This is a genomic window from Bacillota bacterium (assembly GCA_013178045.1).
GTDB lineage: Bacteria > Bacillota > Ch66 > Ch66 > Ch66 > Ch66.
In genome coordinates this window covers 1-15,468 of record JABLXP010000018.1, presented here as the reverse complement: position 1 = coordinate 15,468, position 15,468 = coordinate 1, and the positions used below count along the sequence as shown (strand labels likewise).

The following is a 15,468-nucleotide window of genomic DNA, read 5'->3' as shown; positions in this document are numbered from 1 at the left end:
AAGAAGGAAAAGGGGACAGGCTACTTTTTTGCTTTGCAAAAAAGTAGCCTGTCCCCTTTTCCTACTGAATCTTGACACGGACTTCCCGGGGTGAAAGATTGACGGAGTTTTTTTATTTTCCTATAATGATTAAAAGAGCCTTGAATTTTTTGATTGGGTGAAAAAAGATGACAACCATGAAGTCGCGACTGGAGGAAATAACTAGAGAATTAAATACAGCTCAACACAAACTAACACCCCAACGGGAAACCATTTTGCGCGTTCTGGCTGAGCACAGTGGTCAACATTTAAGCGCCGAAGATGTCTACAGTCTGGTTAAAGAAAAAGCAACTGAGATTGGGCTTGCTACCGTCTACCGGACTCTGGATCTTCTGGTGGAATTAAACATCCTCCACAAAGTTGATTTTGGCGATGGCCGGAGTCGGTATGAATTTACCCCCCAAGAGCGACATCGACACCACCATTTGATTTGTTTGCGGTGTGGGGAAATCACTGAAGCGCAGGAAGATTTGCTCCACCAATTAGAAGAAACCATTGAAAGAGAAAACGGTTTCCAGGTTGTTGACCACAGCGTGAAATTTTTTGGCTACTGCCGTCGCTGTCGAACTACCTAAAATTTTAAAAAGATAAACTTGCCTCAAAAAAGACGCCTCAAAAAAGGTTTGATCAGGAGATATCCTGGTCTTTTTCATTTTATTACGGTTTACAAAGACTCTATCGTACGTGCTATTTTGAATAATTTTCTGGGCAGCAGAGATAATAAGTTCAAAAAAGGGGGCGAAAAATAGATGGGAAAAAGAACAATTGGTGTTCTGGTTACGATTCTAATCTTGTCCATGGTTGTCTCAATTGGTTGCCCGGGGAGGGTGCGAAAACCAGCCCCAGCACCTGGGCCAGCGGCCAATGTACCAGCGATACCTGATGTAATCAACAAGGGAGCCGGTGTTGAGCCTGAATTGTTGGTTTATGACGCCGACAAGAAAAAGGTGGTCTCCATGAAAATGGAGGACTATATTCAAGGCGTAGTCGCCGCGGAAATGGAACCTGATTGGGAGGTTGAAGCCCTGGCGGCACAAGCAATTCTCGCGCGAACGTTTACTCTGGCGAAAATTGCTGATAAGGGCGTACTCCCCAATCGCCAAGCCCATGCCTCAACCAACGAAGAAGAGTTTCAAGCCTATGATGCCAGGAAAATCAATAACAATGTTCGTGAGGCGGTAAAAAAGACCAGAGGTAAAGTTTTGGTATCTAACGGACAATTTATCAATGCCTGGTTCCATGCTTACAGTGGTGGCAAAACGGCGACCGCTGAAGAGGGGCTGGGTTATAAGGAGAAACCGACTCCGTACATCGCGGTGATTGACGATACCTCACTGGAGAAGGGCGTTCCGCCGGAAGAGCGGGCCTGGAGTGCAACGGTATCCATGGATGAGATTCGGGCGGCTGTGAAAAAGGCGACAGGCAAAGACCCAGGAAAAGTAGACCGGATTGAGATCACCGAAAAAGGACCATCTGGGCGAGCGACCAAGCTAAAAATTGGCGACGTTGAAGTGTCCGGACCAGCCTTCCGTCTGGCGATCGGGAGCAAGGACGTCAAGTCAATGCTGATTGATGAGATCAAGGTGGCCGCGGATAAAGCGACGTTCCGCGGTCGGGGATTTGGTCATGGAGTAGGGATGTCGCAGTGGGGTGCCCGGGTGTTAGCCAAACAGGGGAAACCAGCGGATGAGATTGTCAGCCGCTACTTTAAAAATGTCCAACTGGTAACTATGTGGCAATAAAGGCGGGTATCGTGCAAATATGCCCAAAGGAGGCAAATGTTATGTTAAAAGACATCCAGAAGAAGCGTAATGTTGTCGATGGGACAACATCCAAAATGAATTTGAACAATCCTTCTACAGATAGTGACAGAACCCCGACATCCCGACCCGAGATTGTTATGCCTGAAACCTTGACTGGGCCGGAAATCGGGAATAGTAGTATAGAAAAGAATTAACAATCCCTAAAAGTAATTAAGAAAGTGATAGCCTAACCGACTATCACTTTCTTTTTTTACTCCGGTAGCGGAATGGTTTCCACTCTTTGGCGATGGTCCCGGCCACAGTTCGGGCAGAACAGCAGGTGAACGCATTCTCCCCAGTCATGTTCTTGTGCATCCGGAACGGTTAAATCCAGGAGTTCCCGGTCCTGATAAGGACTATAGGGACCCAGATAATCGCTAACCGCTCCCATATCCTCCATTTCTTCTCCACAATCAGGACAATTTTGGCGAAGTTCGCTTAGACCATTACAGGCCGGACAACCGCTGGACATTGTACTCCCTCCCTGTGTTCAAGGTGTCAATCTTAGCTTACCCGCAAAGTGATAAAAAACATCTTTTGGGAGAAGGAAATTAAGGGCGAAGATGGAAATATACACCATCACACTATGGGGAGGTCGATGATGGTGCAGATATGTTGGCATGGCGCCGGTTGTTTCAGCCTGAAAGTAAACCAGATGGAGTGGCTGGTTGACCCCTATTTTTCCCGAAAAGCGGACTATGGCGACTGGTATACGGAAAATGAGCATGCTCCCGACTTGACTGATTATTTGACTAACCATGACCCCCAGTTTGTCATCATCACGCACGGTCACTTTGATCACTTTGACCTGGAAGCGGTCAAACGAATTAATGCGGCGAAACGTCCGGTATTTGTCGGCAACCTTGAAGTGATCGCGACCTTAAAAAATTTGTTTGCGATTACTGATACTCAGGTCCTACCTTTGGAGCCGGGCCAAAAGTTTAATCTTGGCGGAATTGCTGGCCAGACTTTTCAAGGGGTGCATTGGTTCACCGGGGAAGAAGGCACCAAAGCGGCGGCCAAGATTAACCGCAACCCGGCCAATTATGGAGCAATGCCTTGCGGGGGGCCGATGTTGAGTTTTATTTTTCAATTACCAGAGGTCAGCGTTTATATCAGTGGTGACACTAAGTTAGATGGCGTACCTGATGAGCAGGTTGATGTAGCGATCATCAACGTCGGGGGTAAGGTCTACGACCCGGCGACCAAGGGGACAGCCTGGCCGGCGATCTCAGCAGAAGAAACAGTTGAGGCGGTAGAACGGCTCTTGAAGCCACGAGTGCTGGTGCCTATTCATTATGATTTTAAACTTTTTTTAGAGCCGGTACCGGTTGAACTGCTGACAGAAGGGCTGAAAACTACCCGGGTTGTGTTATTACCGTATAACCAGTGGACAGATATTTAACTAACAGTATCAAAGATGCAGGTGGAAAGCGGTGGCTTACTGGTCACCGCTTTATTCTCGAACGATAACTAATTTGAAAGAGGTGAGAACATGAACCTGAAAGAAACTTTATTACATCTTTTTCAACTGGAAGAATACGCGAAAAGCCTTGGTTGTTCCCAAACTCAATTAATCCTGGCCAGAGACGTTAGTTAAGGTTAAATTGTGTATTCAATTCTGATCGCTTTCCGGCATAAATCGAAACAAAGGCCATAAATATAAAAATAGACTGGCTCGAAAAAATAGCCTACCCAGCTAACTTAGACTTTTGCACGCATGTTTTTGACATCCTGCCGAATCTCTGCTTAATCTAGCTTTCCAAGTTGTTTCCGAAAAAAAAGCGTATTCTAACGAACTTCACTTACAAGTCGAAATTTTAACAAAACATTCAGAAGATTAAATATATTAGTGCAATAAGGGTGGTGGGACAGGACAATCTTAAAAGAAGATAAAAGATATACACCTTTTTAAGAAAGGGAGGAGAAATTTTCGTTTGGTTAACGGGCAGGTATTGAATTTTAGAAAATATTGACAAACATTTTGGATTAGGAAGGGTTAAAATATGATGTTTACCTAGGAATTACTGGACCAGTCAAGTCAACTCAGAAAGAAGTGGGCTTCATCACCAAAAATGATGAGTGTTGCCGCAGTATCAAGGTCACAGTCAAGATCAAAGAATCAGTAGGTGAATAAAATTCCGTGAAAAGGAGTTGAAGATGGGATGGATGAGCCGGATCTGATTCAAAAGGCAGGGATAACGCCCGCCAGAACTTCCACGAGGGATTAAAATTGTGCTGAATCTGTCCTGAAAGCCATTATCGACACCGGCCTCATTGATCTTAACTGTATGCGGATCACCGTGGAGGCGGCCGGCCTGGCCGCAGAATTTATTCTCCAGGGGAAAAATGAGGGGTATGGCCAGCCGTTCGGGGAAAACGTAGCCGGGAAGCAATAATGAACGAGATTAAAGCTCAACTGGTGGATCAAGGAGAGGGGCGGCGCGATGCGGTTGGTGCCGAAGAGCGAACTTGAAGCGAGAATTGCCAGATTGCAGAAACAGATGCAAGCCAATAACCTGGAGGCTGGGTTAATTATTCAGATTTTATTAACCCACAATTATCCGACTTGTCTTAGCCGAAATAAAGCGTTATGATCTGTAGTAGAGGTTTGTGCTTCCTTCGGCACGTTGGATTTATTAATCCCGGGGGTTTGTGGTTGAGGGAACCGCTTCCGCGAATTTGTTGACGAAAGAAATTTTTTCTCCGACAGAACAAGACATATTACCGGCAGGAAAGTTTAAAAAGAAAAGCGAAAACAACCTCAAACTTTCTTTCGGGGAGGCACGGAAGTTGGAACAGGGCGAACTCCAGGTCAAACTGAACACTACCCAACGTGCCCTGGAGCGTGAATTATTGTTTATCAGCCTGATTAATCATCTGACGGGGCGGATAATTCAACAGCGGGACAGCCATGAAGTTCTGGAACAGATCGCTCATGTGTGTCGAGAAACACTGCCGGTTGATGGCTGTTTCTTCTTCTTGTTTGAAAAAGAGCGCGAGGTGCTATGGATAAAAAGTGAACAGGTCGCTTGTCTGGAAGTTAGTAAAACCCTGCTCGAAGTATTGCGGACTTCCGAGCCTGGTTTCAGTGATTACCTGATTGTTGTTGATCCGCACGGGCAACTTCAGGTCTTAAAAAACCAAGCCCGGTTTTTTGAACAACCTGAGATTACCACCTTATTAATTCCTCTGTATGGTCGTGACCGGTCGCTGGGAGTGATGATGGTCGAGCGGAAGGAACTGGGCCGTTTGAGCCGGGGTGATCTGCAAAAGGTGACTGCTTTGGCCAACCTGGCCGTCCTCTGCCTGGAAAATGAGTTGTATTCCAGATTATCGGAACAGGCGATTTATGATGGATTAACCCAATTGTACAATCATGTATATTTTATCGAACGATTAAAAGAAGAACTTATCCGGGCCAAAGCAGAAGGAAATTCTTTATCAATTCTTTTTTGTGACCTTGATTGTTTCAAAACGTACAACGACAGATATGGGCATATCCAGGGTGATCTGGTGCTGTGCGAAGTTGCTAGAGTGATCAGGGAGTCAATCCGCACGATTGATGTGGCGGCGCGTTATGGGGGTGAAGAGTTTACGGTAATCCTGCTGGAAACCGATTCGCCCGGCGCAAGAACCGTGGCCGAGCGGTTGCGGCAGCGCGTCCAGGAAATAACTATCACCAGTGTGCTGGAAGAACCTCTGAAGGTAACAGTCAGTATTGGGATTGCCACGTTTCCCCAGGACGCGCAAACAGCACAAAAACTCATCGATAAAGCGGACTGGGCGATGTATTACGCGAAACGTAAAGGAGGTAACCAGATCAGCATTTTCACCCCGGAGATAGAAAAATCTACTGGCTCAAGTTAGCACCTGAACCCAGGTGTTTTTTACTATCGTATGGACAAATTACCTTGAGATATAATATATAAGATAAAATATATTAGATCTTTCAGAACGGCCCATAACCTGGCCGGGGGAGATGAAATGAGTAATATTATTGAAGTTAATCATCTGGTCAAGAAGTTTGGTCAGTTTGAAGCGGTCAAGGGGATTTCTTTAACAGTTCAAGAAGGAGAGATTTTTGGCTTATTGGGACCAAATGGGGCGGGTAAATCAACAACCATCAAGATCTTAAGTACCCTTTTGAAGCCGACCGCCGGTATAGCCCGCCTGGCGGGATATGATATTGCGACGCAACCGGCTCTTGTCCGGCAGGCAATTGGCCTGGTGTTTCAAGACCCGAGCCTCGACGAGTCCCTGACGGCCAGGGAGAACCTGATCTTTCACGCCATTCTTTACGGTGTGCCCAAAGTGGAGCGGGAACGCCGACTCGCGGAGGTCCTGGCCATGGTGGAACTGGCCGACCGGTCTAAGGAACTGGTAAAAACCTTTTCCGGGGGGATGAAACGACGCCTGGAGATTGCCCGTGGTCTCCTGCACTATCCCCGGGTGCTCTTTTTGGATGAGCCAACAGTGGGGCTGGACCCTCAGACGCGTAACCACATCTGGCAGTACATTCATCAACTGCGCTCCCGGGAAAACATCACCATCTTTATGACCACCCATTACATGGACGAGGCGGAGAACTGTGACCGGATCGCGATCATTGATCACGGTCAGATCGTGGCTCTGGACACACCAACCAACCTGAAGAAGCTGGTCGGCGGCGATATTATTTCGATGCGGACTGATGATAATGCCAGAGCAATGGCGTTCATGCAAGAGAAGTATGGCCTCAAGCTCAGTCGGGACAGGGACGGTATCCATTTTGAAATCAACAACGGAGAGGAATTTATCCCCAAAGTGGTGGCGGAATTGCCCCTGACCGTCAACTACATCAGCCTGCGTAAGCCGACGTTAGATGATGTGTTCCTTCAGTTGACCGGCCGGGATATTCGGGAAGAGGAAGTCGGCGCGAAGGACATCATGCGGGCGCATGTCCGGATGCGGAGGAGGCGACAGGGTTGATCAGAGCGGTTTACGTGATCTGGCTGCGGGAACTAATCAGATTCTGGCGGGAGCGGGCGAGAATTCTTACTTCCCTGCTTCAGCCCGCAGTCTGGCTGTTTATCATGGGTAAGGGCCTGGGGGCAAGTTTTAGCGGACCGATGGGGATTGACTATGCCCGATTCATGTTTCCTGGAGTGATTGGGATGACGGTTTTGTTTACCTCTATCTTCTCCGGGATGTCGATTATTTGGGACCGGGAGTTTGGCTTCCTGAAAGAGATTCTGGTCGCCCCGGTGTCTCGGCTGTCGGTGGTAATCGGGAAGGCCCTGAGCGGTAGCACGACGGCCATCCTGCAGGGGTCACTGGTCATGCTGTTCGGGCCGATTCTTGGAATAAAGCTTTCCTTTTGGGTCGTTGGCCAGGTGATCGGGATCATGTTTTTAATTGCGCTGGCTTTATCTTCCATCGGTATTTTAATTGCAGCCCGGATGGAATCCTTTCAGAGTTTCCAATTGATCATGAACTTTGTGGTCATGCCGATGTTTTTCTTAAGTGGGGCAGCCTTCCCCCTCGGAAATCTCCCGCTGTGGATGAAATCGTTGGTGACCATTGACCCGCTGGCTTACGGGGTTGACGCCCTGAAAGGGGTAATTCTTGGCTTTAATGAGTTTCCACTGGTGCTGGATTTGACGGTGGTGACGGCGACGATGCTGGTCGCTATGGTAGGGGCGATGGTCCTGTTTAATCGGGAGGGATGATTGTTCGGCGTACTCGCCGATGAGAAAAAGGGCCGGCCTGTTACAGATGCTGCGCCTAGCCAGGGATGACGGTAAACAGGTCAGGGTGGTGGCGACGGAGACCAGACCGTACCTGCAAGGGGCCCGGCTGACGGCCTGTTCGGTTAGCCAGCTTGGGCTGGATGTGACCTTGATTGCTGACAGTATGGCGGCCTACTGCATGTTTAAGGGCCTGGTAAACAAGGTGTTTACGGCAGCCGACCGAATTTCCCTGGATGGTTGGGTTGCCAATAAGATTCGGTACGTATCAGCTGGCGATTGCTGCTGTATTAAAATCAACATAGCAGCAGTTAATCAAACGTTTAATTAGAACCCAAAAACACAGGGAAGTGAAAACGTGGACCACAAGCAACCGCTTGATTCAGTTTGTGCCGTGGCTGACGTGAAGGACCCCAAAACCAGGATCCTGGAAGCAGCGGAAAACCTTTTTGCCGATCGGGGGTTTGATGGGGTTTCCATCCGGGAAATTGCTGATCAGGCTCAGGTCAACAGCGCGATGATTTACTATTATTTTGGCAACAAGGAAGGCCTTTACCGGGGAATTATGGAGGGAATACTGTCTGAAATTACCAGTGTGATTGATCGGACTATCAAAGCAGGAGGAGATCCGGCCGAACGAATTACCCAGATCGTCAACAACTACATCAGCTTTCTCCAGCGCCGGAGACAAGCGGCCAAACTGTGGCTGCGGGTAATCAGTTCAGAGGATACGAAGCATATTGAAATGGCGGTTAATCAGTATATACCGAAGAATTTTCTGAGCTTTGAGCATACCATTCACGAAGGTATTGAATCGGGACTCTTTCGCCAGGTGGATACCAGATTAGCGGCAATTTCACTTATTGGCATGATTCTACTCTTCTTTATCGGCTCACCCATCATAAATCGGCTGCCAGGGATGACGAATTACCTTGAAGGGACGGGACAGCAATTAGCCCGGCATACCTTGGAGATTTTCTTCCATGGTTTGCAGCAGCGGGAAAGTGCAAACCAGGAAGACCAGGAACCAAAGGATCTTAACGCCAAGGAGGGAAGCGGTGAATGAAGGTGATTTGGGAGAGTTTAAGTCAGCATAAGAAAAAAATATTGTTCGGGCTCGGCATGATAACTATCGGGATGGTACTGTGTTACTATTTTCTCCTGGGCCAGAACCAGAAAAAATCCGGGGTGCTGACAGCGACGGGAACAATTGAAGCTACCCGGGTGAACATCAGCGCCAAAATCTCCGCGCGGGTTGAAAATCTGGCGGTTAAAGAAGGAGACCAGGTTACCCAGGGGCAGGTGCTGGTAAAACTCGATAGTGCCGCCCTAAACGCCCAATTGACCAAAGACGAGGCGGCGGTGGCGAAAGCGGAGGCATACCTGAAAGACTTGCAGGCGGGAGCACGCCAACCGGAGATTCGGGAAGCTCAGGCTGCGGTCCAGCAGGCGCAAGCCGATCTGGCGAAAGCGGAAGCGGATTGGCAACGAATTAACCAATTGTATGCCCAGGGTGCCAGTACTGCTCAAGAACTGGACCGGGCCAAAACTTTGTTGGAGACGGCCAGGGCTCAACTCACGGCCAAACAGCAGCGGCTGGAACTGATTAGAAGCGGCTCTAGGCCGGAGGCAATCGCGGCGGCCAGTCACGATGTCGAGCAAGCCCGCGCCCAGCTTGAGATGACCAAAACAAACCTCAACGAAACTATTTTAACCGCTCCGATGTCAGGGACCGTGTTGTTTAAAGGCGCAGAGCCGGGAGAACTGGTGACTGCCGGGCAGCCCATCCTGACGCTGATCGATTTGGCGCACTTATGGATGCGGATCTATGTGCCAGAAACGGAAATCGGTCAGGTTAAACTTGGCCAGGCGGTTCGAATAACAGTTGACTCTTTCCCCAACCGGGAGTTTTCGGGTCGGGTGGTGGAGATTTCACCCCAGGCTGAGTTTACCCCCAAGTTTATCCAGACGAAAAAAGAGCGGGTTAACCTGGTCTTTGGCGTGAAGGTCGAACTGGATAATTCAGAACACTTGTTGAAACCGGGCATGCCCGCTGACGCGGAGATCATCCTGGAAAGTGCCCGTTAGGTGCGAGGTCCGGATTATAGAAACCGATTGATATAGGACGAGAGAGGAGAGGGACCGGTGGAACAGTGGGCCCTGATCACTCGGGAGCTGAGAAAAGAATTTGGCCACGTGACGGCACTGGCCGGCTTGAATCTGCAGGTGAAGCGGGGAGAGATTTTTGGCTTGGTAGGTCCGGATGGAGCCGGAAAAACCACCGCCATTCGTCTGTTTTGCGGCTTAATTGACCCGACCGCCGGTATTTGTCAGGTATTTGGCCACAATCTGGCCACCGACGCGGAGGCTGCTAGACTAAAAATTGGCTACATGTCGCAGCGCTTCAGCCTCTACCGTGACCTAACGGTAATCGAAAACCTCTGTTTCTTTGCCGACATCTACCAGGTTCCCCGGCCGGTCCGTGACCAGCGGATTGAATCTTTACTTAACTTTACCAGACTGCAGCCTTTTACCAACCGTTTAGCCGAGGACCTTTCCGGCGGAATGAAACAAAAGCTGGCACTGGCCTGTACGGTCCTTCACGAACCGGAGTTGATTCTGCTTGATGAGCCGACTACCGGGGTTGACCCGGTGTCCCGTCGTGAGTTTTGGGATTTGTTACGGGAAATGAATCAGAAGGGTACTACCATTATTGTGTCTACTCCCTACATGGACGAGGCTGAACGCTGCCAGACTATTGCTTTTCTCCATCAGGGACGGGTGCTTCATGTCGGTTCACCGATGGAAATTCGACGTCTCATGAAGCACGAAATTATCGAGATTAAGGCAAAACCAAAATTTCTTGCCAAACAAGTGGCGAGCAAATTACCGGGAGTTAACGAAGTTAGCTTATTCGGGGACAAACTGCATCTGGTGGTGAACGAAGCGGTCAGAGTATTGCCCGGTCTTCAAGCCGGACTGGTCGAGGAGAAGGTGGAAGTCGTGGAAATCCGCCGGATTATGCCGTCCCTGGAAGATGTCTTTCTGTATCTGCTCAAGGAAAGAGGGGAAGCGGCGCAATGAATGATTACGCCGTAATCACCAGAGATCTGACCAAACAATTCGGGACATTTGTAGCGGTTGACCGTTTGAATTTAACGGTCAAGAAGGGCGAGATCTTCGGCTTTCTTGGCCCGAACGGGGCGGGGAAGTCAACCGTCATTCGCATGTTGTGTGGACTGCTTGATCCCACTTTGGGGGATGGCTGGGTCCTTGGCTACAACCTGAAAAAAGAGCCGGATAAAATCAAAATGGAGATCGGCTACATGTCACAGCGTTTCAGTTTGTATGAGGACCTCAGCGTAAAGGAGAATCTGAATTTTTATGCCGGGATCTATCAATTACCGGTTAAACAGCGCGCGCAGCGGTTGAAGGAGATTGTGGCGTTGGCCGGCCTGGAGGGGCGCGAAGAGGAATTGGTGGCTAACCTGTCTGGTGGATGGAAGCAGCGTCTGGCTCTGGGCTGTGCCATTCTGCATCAACCAGCCATGGTATTCCTGGATGAGCCGACGGGCAGCGTGGATCCCGCTGCTCGCCGTCAATTCTGGGATATTATCTATGAACTGGCCAATCAGGGTACTACGGTGGTGGTGACGACACATTACATGGACGAGGCAGAACACTGTGACCGGATCGGGTTTATGTACGGGGGAAAAATGATTGCTGTCGGTAGCCCCGATGAGATTAAGCTCTCCTTCTGGTCGGGTGAATTGATTGAACTGGAGGCAGACAATCCCTTACATGTATTGGACCGGGTCCGCCAGTATCCTCGGGTGAAATCGGCGAATCTGCATGGGTCGTTTGTTCACGCGGTGGTAGAATCAGCCGCTACGGTAATTTCCATTTTAGCCTCGGAGCTAAAAGAGCAAGGGATAGAGGTAACGAGAATCAGTCCGGTGTCGCCTTCCCTGGAGGATGTATTCGTCAACCTGGTGGAAAGAGAAAGGCAGGCCGAAGATATGGCCAGAATCGCGGCTAAGGACGGTGATAAGCGATGATCCAAACCCGGCTGTGGCCGATTATCACCAAGGAATTTATTCAGATGCGGCGCGATCGGTTGACCTTGGCCATGATGATTATGATTCCGGTTATCCAGCTCCTGCTCTTTGGTTTTGCGGTCAACACTGATGTCAAGCACCTGCCGACAGTGGTGTTTGACCAGTGCCGGCAGCAAGAGAGCCGGGAGATTTTGGCTGCTTTTCAAAATTCCCAGTATTATGACCTTGTCTACTACGTAAACAGTTTCGACGAAGTGACCAGGGCCATCGATAGCGGCCAGGCGAAGGTGGCGATCGTTTTCCCGCCTGACTTTGCTGAGGCACTCACGGTGAGAAGACAGGCGACCATGCAGGTGATTGTGGATGCTTCCGACCCGATGACGGCTTCCTCGGCCATCAGCACCGCTTCCGCCATCGGTCAATTGCGCTCGATCCAGGTGATGACGCAGGTACTGCAAAAGGCCGGTATAAGTGCTCCTTTGGAAATGCCTGTTGATGTTCGGGTACGGGCCTGGTATAATCCCGATCTGGTATCAGCCAACTTTATTGTCCCTGGGTTGCTGGGCGTTATCCTCACCATGACCATGGTAATGGTGACGGCGATGGCCATCGTTCGGGAACGGGAACGGGGGACGCTGGAACAGTTGATCGTCACCCCGATCAAAAAGTATGAGTTGATGATTGGCAAAATTGTGCCGTATATCGTGGTCGGCTATGTTCAATTGACGCTGGCGCTTCTCAGTGGTATCTGGATTTTCTCCGTACCGGTCGTGGGTAACCTGACACTGTTGTACGTTTTAACCCTGATTTTTATGGTGGCCAATCTGGGGATGGGTCTACTGATTTCGACGGTGGCCAAGAATCAGCAGCAGGCTATGCAGATGTCTATTTTTGTCATCTTGCCGACGATCCTGCTTTCGGGTTTTGTTTTCCCGCGTGAATCGATGCCCGCGTTAATCTACGGCTTGGGTTATTTGATTCCAGCGACCTATTATTTGCAGATTCTGCGGGGGATCATCTTGAAGGGGGTGAGTTTGCCTTATTTATGGCAATATATTTGGCCGTTGACCATTTACAGCGTCGCGATTATTGCCCTGGGGATTGTCCGATTCCGCAAGAAGTTAGAATAGGGTGATTGATGGGTTTAACTGAACCAGATCTTCACATGTTGACTTTTGAGGCCGTACTTGGTAAAATAAATGTCGTCAGTCGGGATGTGGCTCAGCTTGGTAGAGCGCTTGGTTCGGGACCAAGAGGTCGCAGGTTCAAATCCTGTCATCCCGACCATTGCTGTGCCTGCAAAAAGCTCCCGCTTCTAAGCGAAGCGGGAATGGTTTACCAGAAGAAAAGAGTGGTAGAAATGGTCCGCCGGCTTAAGAAGCGGACTGAATTAATCCATAATGCTGTGCAGCAAGGAATTAATACTACTGGTAGTCTGCTACGGACCGTATACGGCGCAGCGCCGACTAGCAAAAAAATGCGGCTTGTTGCTGTCCGCCTCAGGTATGCTGCAATAAGCGCGATACATGATTCCCCTGGACGGCCAAGAAAGGGGCATTGTTGACTAAGATAGATGGGAAGAAAACTGTGACAGGTCCCTCCGGAGTAGCAAGGCAAAAGGCAGCGCGAAACGGAGGAATTTTTTATCCTTTCGAGGATCAAAGTACTCTAACGGTAAAGGCGCAGGCCATGCCGGGGCAGGAACAACTAGCGAAACAATGTAATCAATTGTGTACAAATAAAGCGTTTGGTTGATTTCCCCTACACGCGCTTTAAGACGTATTTTAATAAGGTTCCCACAAATCTTTATGGAAATAAAAAGACAGGGTGCGGAAAGGGACAGATTCCACTGGTTGAAGTCCCGGACACAGGGAAAAAAGTACGCATTGCTGGATTTGTTGAAGACCGCTGGCAGGAACTGATATTACCAGGTGCAGTGGTCCGAAAAATAATTCAGTAGTGCTTGATGATCAAACACTTATAGCTCAAAGCCATGAAGTCCCAGGCTTTGGCAGTGGTAAGGCTCAGATTTCGTGATACTACCATATTTTTTCTGTTAAGACTGCTTTCTTTTACCGGGAGTCAAGTTTAATTCTTTTTATTAAGGCTTTTTGCAAAACTTGTGAAAAGTTGATATTTGCTTTTTCGGCCTTAATATTCAACCAGTTGGGTATTGTGAGGGTTTTCTTGACAGCGCGGTTGTCATTTTCTTTTCGATAGGCGTCTGTATCCACTTTACCATTGACAGCCTGTTTGATTTCATGGAGCTTGCTCTTAGCACGCCCCTTTACAAAATTCTCTACTTCCCGTGCGGATATCTTCCCGTGGTAGCTGAGATGCTCCATAATCGCCCGGCCCGATACCCCAAAGATATCAGTCAGGAAGGTAGAGAGCTTAAAACCGCAGCTTTGTAAATGCTTTTCAATCCGGTTTTTCTGGGAAGAAATTTCCTCGATGATGCTTTTGCGGTACCGGGTCAGATTACGGAGTTCCCGGATTGGTTTGGAGGGGATAAAACTTCCTTCTAACAATCTAACAATCCAGCGCGCAAAAGAGTAGCTATCCATTCGGCGTCCTTCATGTCAGTATTTTTGCCGGGAACGTTTTTCATATTTCCAGGATGTCTTGCATACGACTCACTCTTGCTCCAAAGAATTTCAGGGATGATTGCCCGAGAAGATACATAGTTTAACACCCGTGCTGTTCCCAAGTCTACATGAACAAGGGGCGACAATTGGCTGTGCTCAAAGGCAATCAGGTTAGGTTTGTGTTCGAGGTTAAACCATCAAAATGCAATCAACCTTGTTCCTGATAATTCCAATGTAGCAGAAAATCATACCTTTGCAATCACAAACTTATTTTCATTATTGGTTGTACCTTGGCCGGCATGGGTGGTTTGTGATGTTTCACTTTGGTATGTTTCTTGGGACTTAAAAACCCATTTTAATGCGTTTTACCTGGCGTTCGCTTAGGCTTAAAATCTCTGCTGCTTCGCTGATGGTCATTTTCCCGTCGAGTAAGCAACGAGCCACATATAGCTTGTTTCGTTCATCCTGTGTCATTGATAATATCATCCTTTCATTTTAACCGAAGTGACATTTTCTAGAGAATATTTCAAGGTGACATAATCACAGAATGAACACATGCTTGCCACTTAGAGTAAAATTTTAGTGGGGACAGGTAGATAGGCAGAAGGAAATCTAGGAAAGAAAATAGAAACCAACCCCCGAATGCTAAAAAACCACGGATCCACTAAGGGTCCGAAAGAAGGAGGTTGGTTTCTGATGAAAGAATTCGCCGTGGACCGTATTGATTCCTTCAAAGGATTTGTATTTAACCTACTCAAAGTGATGGTGAGCATTATAGGGCAAACCTTGGAGACCATATTGAACCAACTTGACGAAGAACTAGGCCATCCCGGGAAAGGATGGGAATCCATCGGGAAGCGGGAACGGCGTCTTGTGACGCTGTTTGGGTTAGAAATTGTAATCAAGCGGCGGGGATACCGGCGGCGGGTTGGAGGGAGAACGGAAATAATTTTCCCACTTGACCAGGCTTTAGGCTTACGCCCGGAGGAGCGTTATTGCCCGTTGGTCCAGCAATTGGCCATTGAGCTGGCGACCAAACTATCTTTTCGGGAGACAGCCGCCGTGCTGGAGAATACGTTTTTCGTACCAGTAAGCCACCAAGAGATTCACCGGTGGGTAACCGGAGGCTGGGGAAGCACGAGAAGCAGAAGAACAAGAGAAGGCAGCAGCAGTTATAGAGCGGAAGCAGCTATTGAAGCAGAGTAACCGGGAAGTTCCGGCGTTGGTAATAGAAGCTGACGGAGTATTTGTG

The 15,468-nt window shown here is 48.7% G+C and carries 16 protein-coding genes, 1 tRNA gene and 4 pseudogenes; 18 read left to right on the top strand and 3 right to left on the bottom strand.

Annotated features, from left to right (window positions below; translation table 11 throughout):
- The first annotated feature begins 176 nt into the window (after positions 1–176).
- The 3 genes from HPY81_08605 to HPY81_08595 all read left to right on the top strand — a co-directional run bounded on the left by HPY81_08605 (position 177) and on the right by HPY81_08595 (position 1,996).
- Positions 177–614, top strand: a complete 438-nt coding sequence (locus HPY81_08605) for a transcriptional repressor (GenBank protein ID NPV27479.1) — start codon at positions 177–179, stop codon at positions 612–614.
- Between the two features lie 174 nt (positions 615–788).
- Positions 789–1,781, top strand: coding sequence for a SpoIID/LytB domain-containing protein (locus HPY81_08600; protein ID NPV27478.1), 993 nt, complete (start codon positions 789–791; stop codon positions 1,779–1,781).
- A 41-nt stretch (positions 1,782–1,822) separates the two neighbouring features.
- A complete protein-coding gene (locus HPY81_08595) occupies positions 1,823–1,996 on the top strand; it encodes a hypothetical protein (GenBank protein NPV27477.1) in 174 nt (57 codons plus the stop codon).
- Positions 1,997–2,052: 56 nt separating this feature from the next.
- On the opposite strand, the gene HPY81_08590 is transcribed toward HPY81_08595, so the two are convergent.
- Entirely contained in the window at positions 2,053–2,313 is a 261-nt protein-coding gene (locus HPY81_08590; GenBank protein NPV27476.1) for a hypothetical protein, read from the bottom strand.
- Between the two features lie 132 nt (positions 2,314–2,445).
- On the opposite strand from HPY81_08590, the gene HPY81_08585 reads away from it, so the two are divergent.
- The 14 genes and pseudogenes from HPY81_08585 (at position 2,446) to HPY81_08520 (ending at position 13,192) form a co-directional block, all read left to right on the top strand.
- Positions 2,446–3,246 (top strand): MBL fold metallo-hydrolase, encoded by an 801-nt coding sequence (locus tag HPY81_08585; GenBank protein ID NPV27475.1) that lies wholly within the window; start codon positions 2,446–2,448, stop codon positions 3,244–3,246.
- Between the two features lie 783 nt (positions 3,247–4,029).
- Positions 4,030–4,240: pseudogene (locus tag HPY81_08580) on the top strand (hypothetical protein).
- 48 nt (positions 4,241–4,288) lie between these two features.
- Positions 4,289–4,438, top strand: a complete 150-nt coding sequence (locus HPY81_08575; GenBank protein NPV27474.1) for a hypothetical protein — start codon at positions 4,289–4,291, stop codon at positions 4,436–4,438.
- A gap of 196 nt (positions 4,439–4,634) precedes the next feature.
- The gene (locus tag HPY81_08570; GenBank protein NPV27473.1) at positions 4,635–5,711 is read left to right on the top strand and encodes a diguanylate cyclase; all 1,077 of its coding nucleotides are present in this window, start codon (positions 4,635–4,637) and stop codon (positions 5,709–5,711) included.
- Between the two features lie 117 nt (positions 5,712–5,828).
- Positions 5,829–6,812, top strand: coding sequence for an ATP-binding cassette domain-containing protein (locus HPY81_08565; protein NPV27472.1), 984 nt, complete (start codon positions 5,829–5,831; stop codon positions 6,810–6,812).
- The gene (locus HPY81_08560) at positions 6,812–7,552 is read left to right on the top strand and encodes an ABC transporter permease (GenBank protein ID NPV27471.1); all 741 of its coding nucleotides are present in this window, start codon (positions 6,812–6,814) and stop codon (positions 7,550–7,552) included. The genes HPY81_08565 and HPY81_08560 overlap by 1 nt, the downstream gene beginning before the upstream one ends.
- Before the next feature lie 19 nt (positions 7,553–7,571).
- Positions 7,572–7,875: pseudogene (locus HPY81_08555) on the top strand (hypothetical protein).
- 53 nt (positions 7,876–7,928) lie between these two features.
- Positions 7,929–8,636, top strand: a complete 708-nt coding sequence (locus HPY81_08550; protein NPV27470.1) for a TetR/AcrR family transcriptional regulator — start codon at positions 7,929–7,931, stop codon at positions 8,634–8,636.
- Positions 8,633–9,658, top strand: a complete 1,026-nt coding sequence (locus HPY81_08545) for an HlyD family efflux transporter periplasmic adaptor subunit (GenBank protein ID NPV27469.1) — start codon at positions 8,633–8,635, stop codon at positions 9,656–9,658. Before HPY81_08550 ends, HPY81_08545 begins: the two co-directional genes overlap by 4 nt.
- Positions 9,659–9,715: 57 nt before the next feature.
- Positions 9,716–10,654, top strand: coding sequence for an ABC transporter ATP-binding protein (locus HPY81_08540; GenBank protein ID NPV27468.1), 939 nt, complete (start codon positions 9,716–9,718; stop codon positions 10,652–10,654).
- The gene (locus HPY81_08535) at positions 10,651–11,628 is read left to right on the top strand and encodes an ABC transporter ATP-binding protein (GenBank protein NPV27467.1); all 978 of its coding nucleotides are present in this window, start codon (positions 10,651–10,653) and stop codon (positions 11,626–11,628) included. The genes HPY81_08540 and HPY81_08535 overlap by 4 nt, the downstream gene beginning before the upstream one ends.
- A complete protein-coding gene (locus HPY81_08530) occupies positions 11,625–12,758 on the top strand; it encodes an ABC transporter permease (GenBank protein ID NPV27466.1) in 1,134 nt (377 codons plus the stop codon). Before HPY81_08535 ends, HPY81_08530 begins: the two co-directional genes overlap by 4 nt.
- Positions 12,759–12,838: 80 nt before the next feature.
- Positions 12,839–12,915: transfer RNA gene (locus HPY81_08525), tRNA-Pro, on the top strand.
- Positions 12,916–12,958: 43 nt separating this feature from the next.
- Entirely contained in the window at positions 12,959–13,192 is a 234-nt protein-coding gene (locus tag HPY81_08520) for a hypothetical protein (GenBank protein ID NPV27465.1), read from the top strand.
- A 664-nt stretch (positions 13,193–13,856) separates the two neighbouring features.
- Here the strand turns inward: HPY81_08520 and HPY81_08515 are convergent.
- Positions 13,857–14,263: pseudogene (locus HPY81_08515) on the bottom strand (transposase).
- Between the two features lie 301 nt (positions 14,264–14,564).
- A pseudogene (locus HPY81_08510) lies at positions 14,565–14,702 on the bottom strand (helix-turn-helix domain-containing protein).
- A 210-nt stretch (positions 14,703–14,912) separates the two neighbouring features.
- On the opposite strand from HPY81_08510, the gene HPY81_08505 reads away from it, so the two are divergent.
- A complete protein-coding gene (locus HPY81_08505; GenBank protein ID NPV27464.1) occupies positions 14,913–15,422 on the top strand; it encodes a hypothetical protein in 510 nt (169 codons plus the stop codon).
- Positions 15,423–15,468 lie beyond the last annotated feature (46 nt).

Coding starts and splice junctions, on each gene's coding strand:
- HPY81_08605 (NPV27479.1), top strand. CDS start 177: ATGAAGTCGCGACTGGAGGAAATAACTAGAGAATTAAATACAGCTCAA.
- HPY81_08600 (NPV27478.1), top strand. CDS start 789: ATGGGAAAAAGAACAATTGGTGTTCTGGTTACGATTCTAATCTTGTCC.
- HPY81_08595 (NPV27477.1), top strand. CDS start 1,823: ATGTTAAAAGACATCCAGAAGAAGCGTAATGTTGTCGATGGGACAACA.
- HPY81_08590 (NPV27476.1), bottom strand. CDS start 2,313: ATGTCCAGCGGTTGTCCGGCCTGTAATGGTCTAAGCGAACTTCGCCAA.
- HPY81_08575 (NPV27474.1), top strand. CDS start 4,289: ATGCGGTTGGTGCCGAAGAGCGAACTTGAAGCGAGAATTGCCAGATTG.
- HPY81_08565 (NPV27472.1), top strand. CDS start 5,829: ATGAGTAATATTATTGAAGTTAATCATCTGGTCAAGAAGTTTGGTCAG.
- HPY81_08545 (NPV27469.1), top strand. CDS start 8,633: ATGAAGGTGATTTGGGAGAGTTTAAGTCAGCATAAGAAAAAAATATTG.
- HPY81_08535 (NPV27467.1), top strand. CDS start 10,651: ATGAATGATTACGCCGTAATCACCAGAGATCTGACCAAACAATTCGGG.
- HPY81_08530 (NPV27466.1), top strand. CDS start 11,625: ATGATCCAAACCCGGCTGTGGCCGATTATCACCAAGGAATTTATTCAG.
- HPY81_08520 (NPV27465.1), top strand. CDS start 12,959: ATGGTTTACCAGAAGAAAAGAGTGGTAGAAATGGTCCGCCGGCTTAAG.
- HPY81_08505 (NPV27464.1), top strand. CDS start 14,913: ATGAAAGAATTCGCCGTGGACCGTATTGATTCCTTCAAAGGATTTGTA.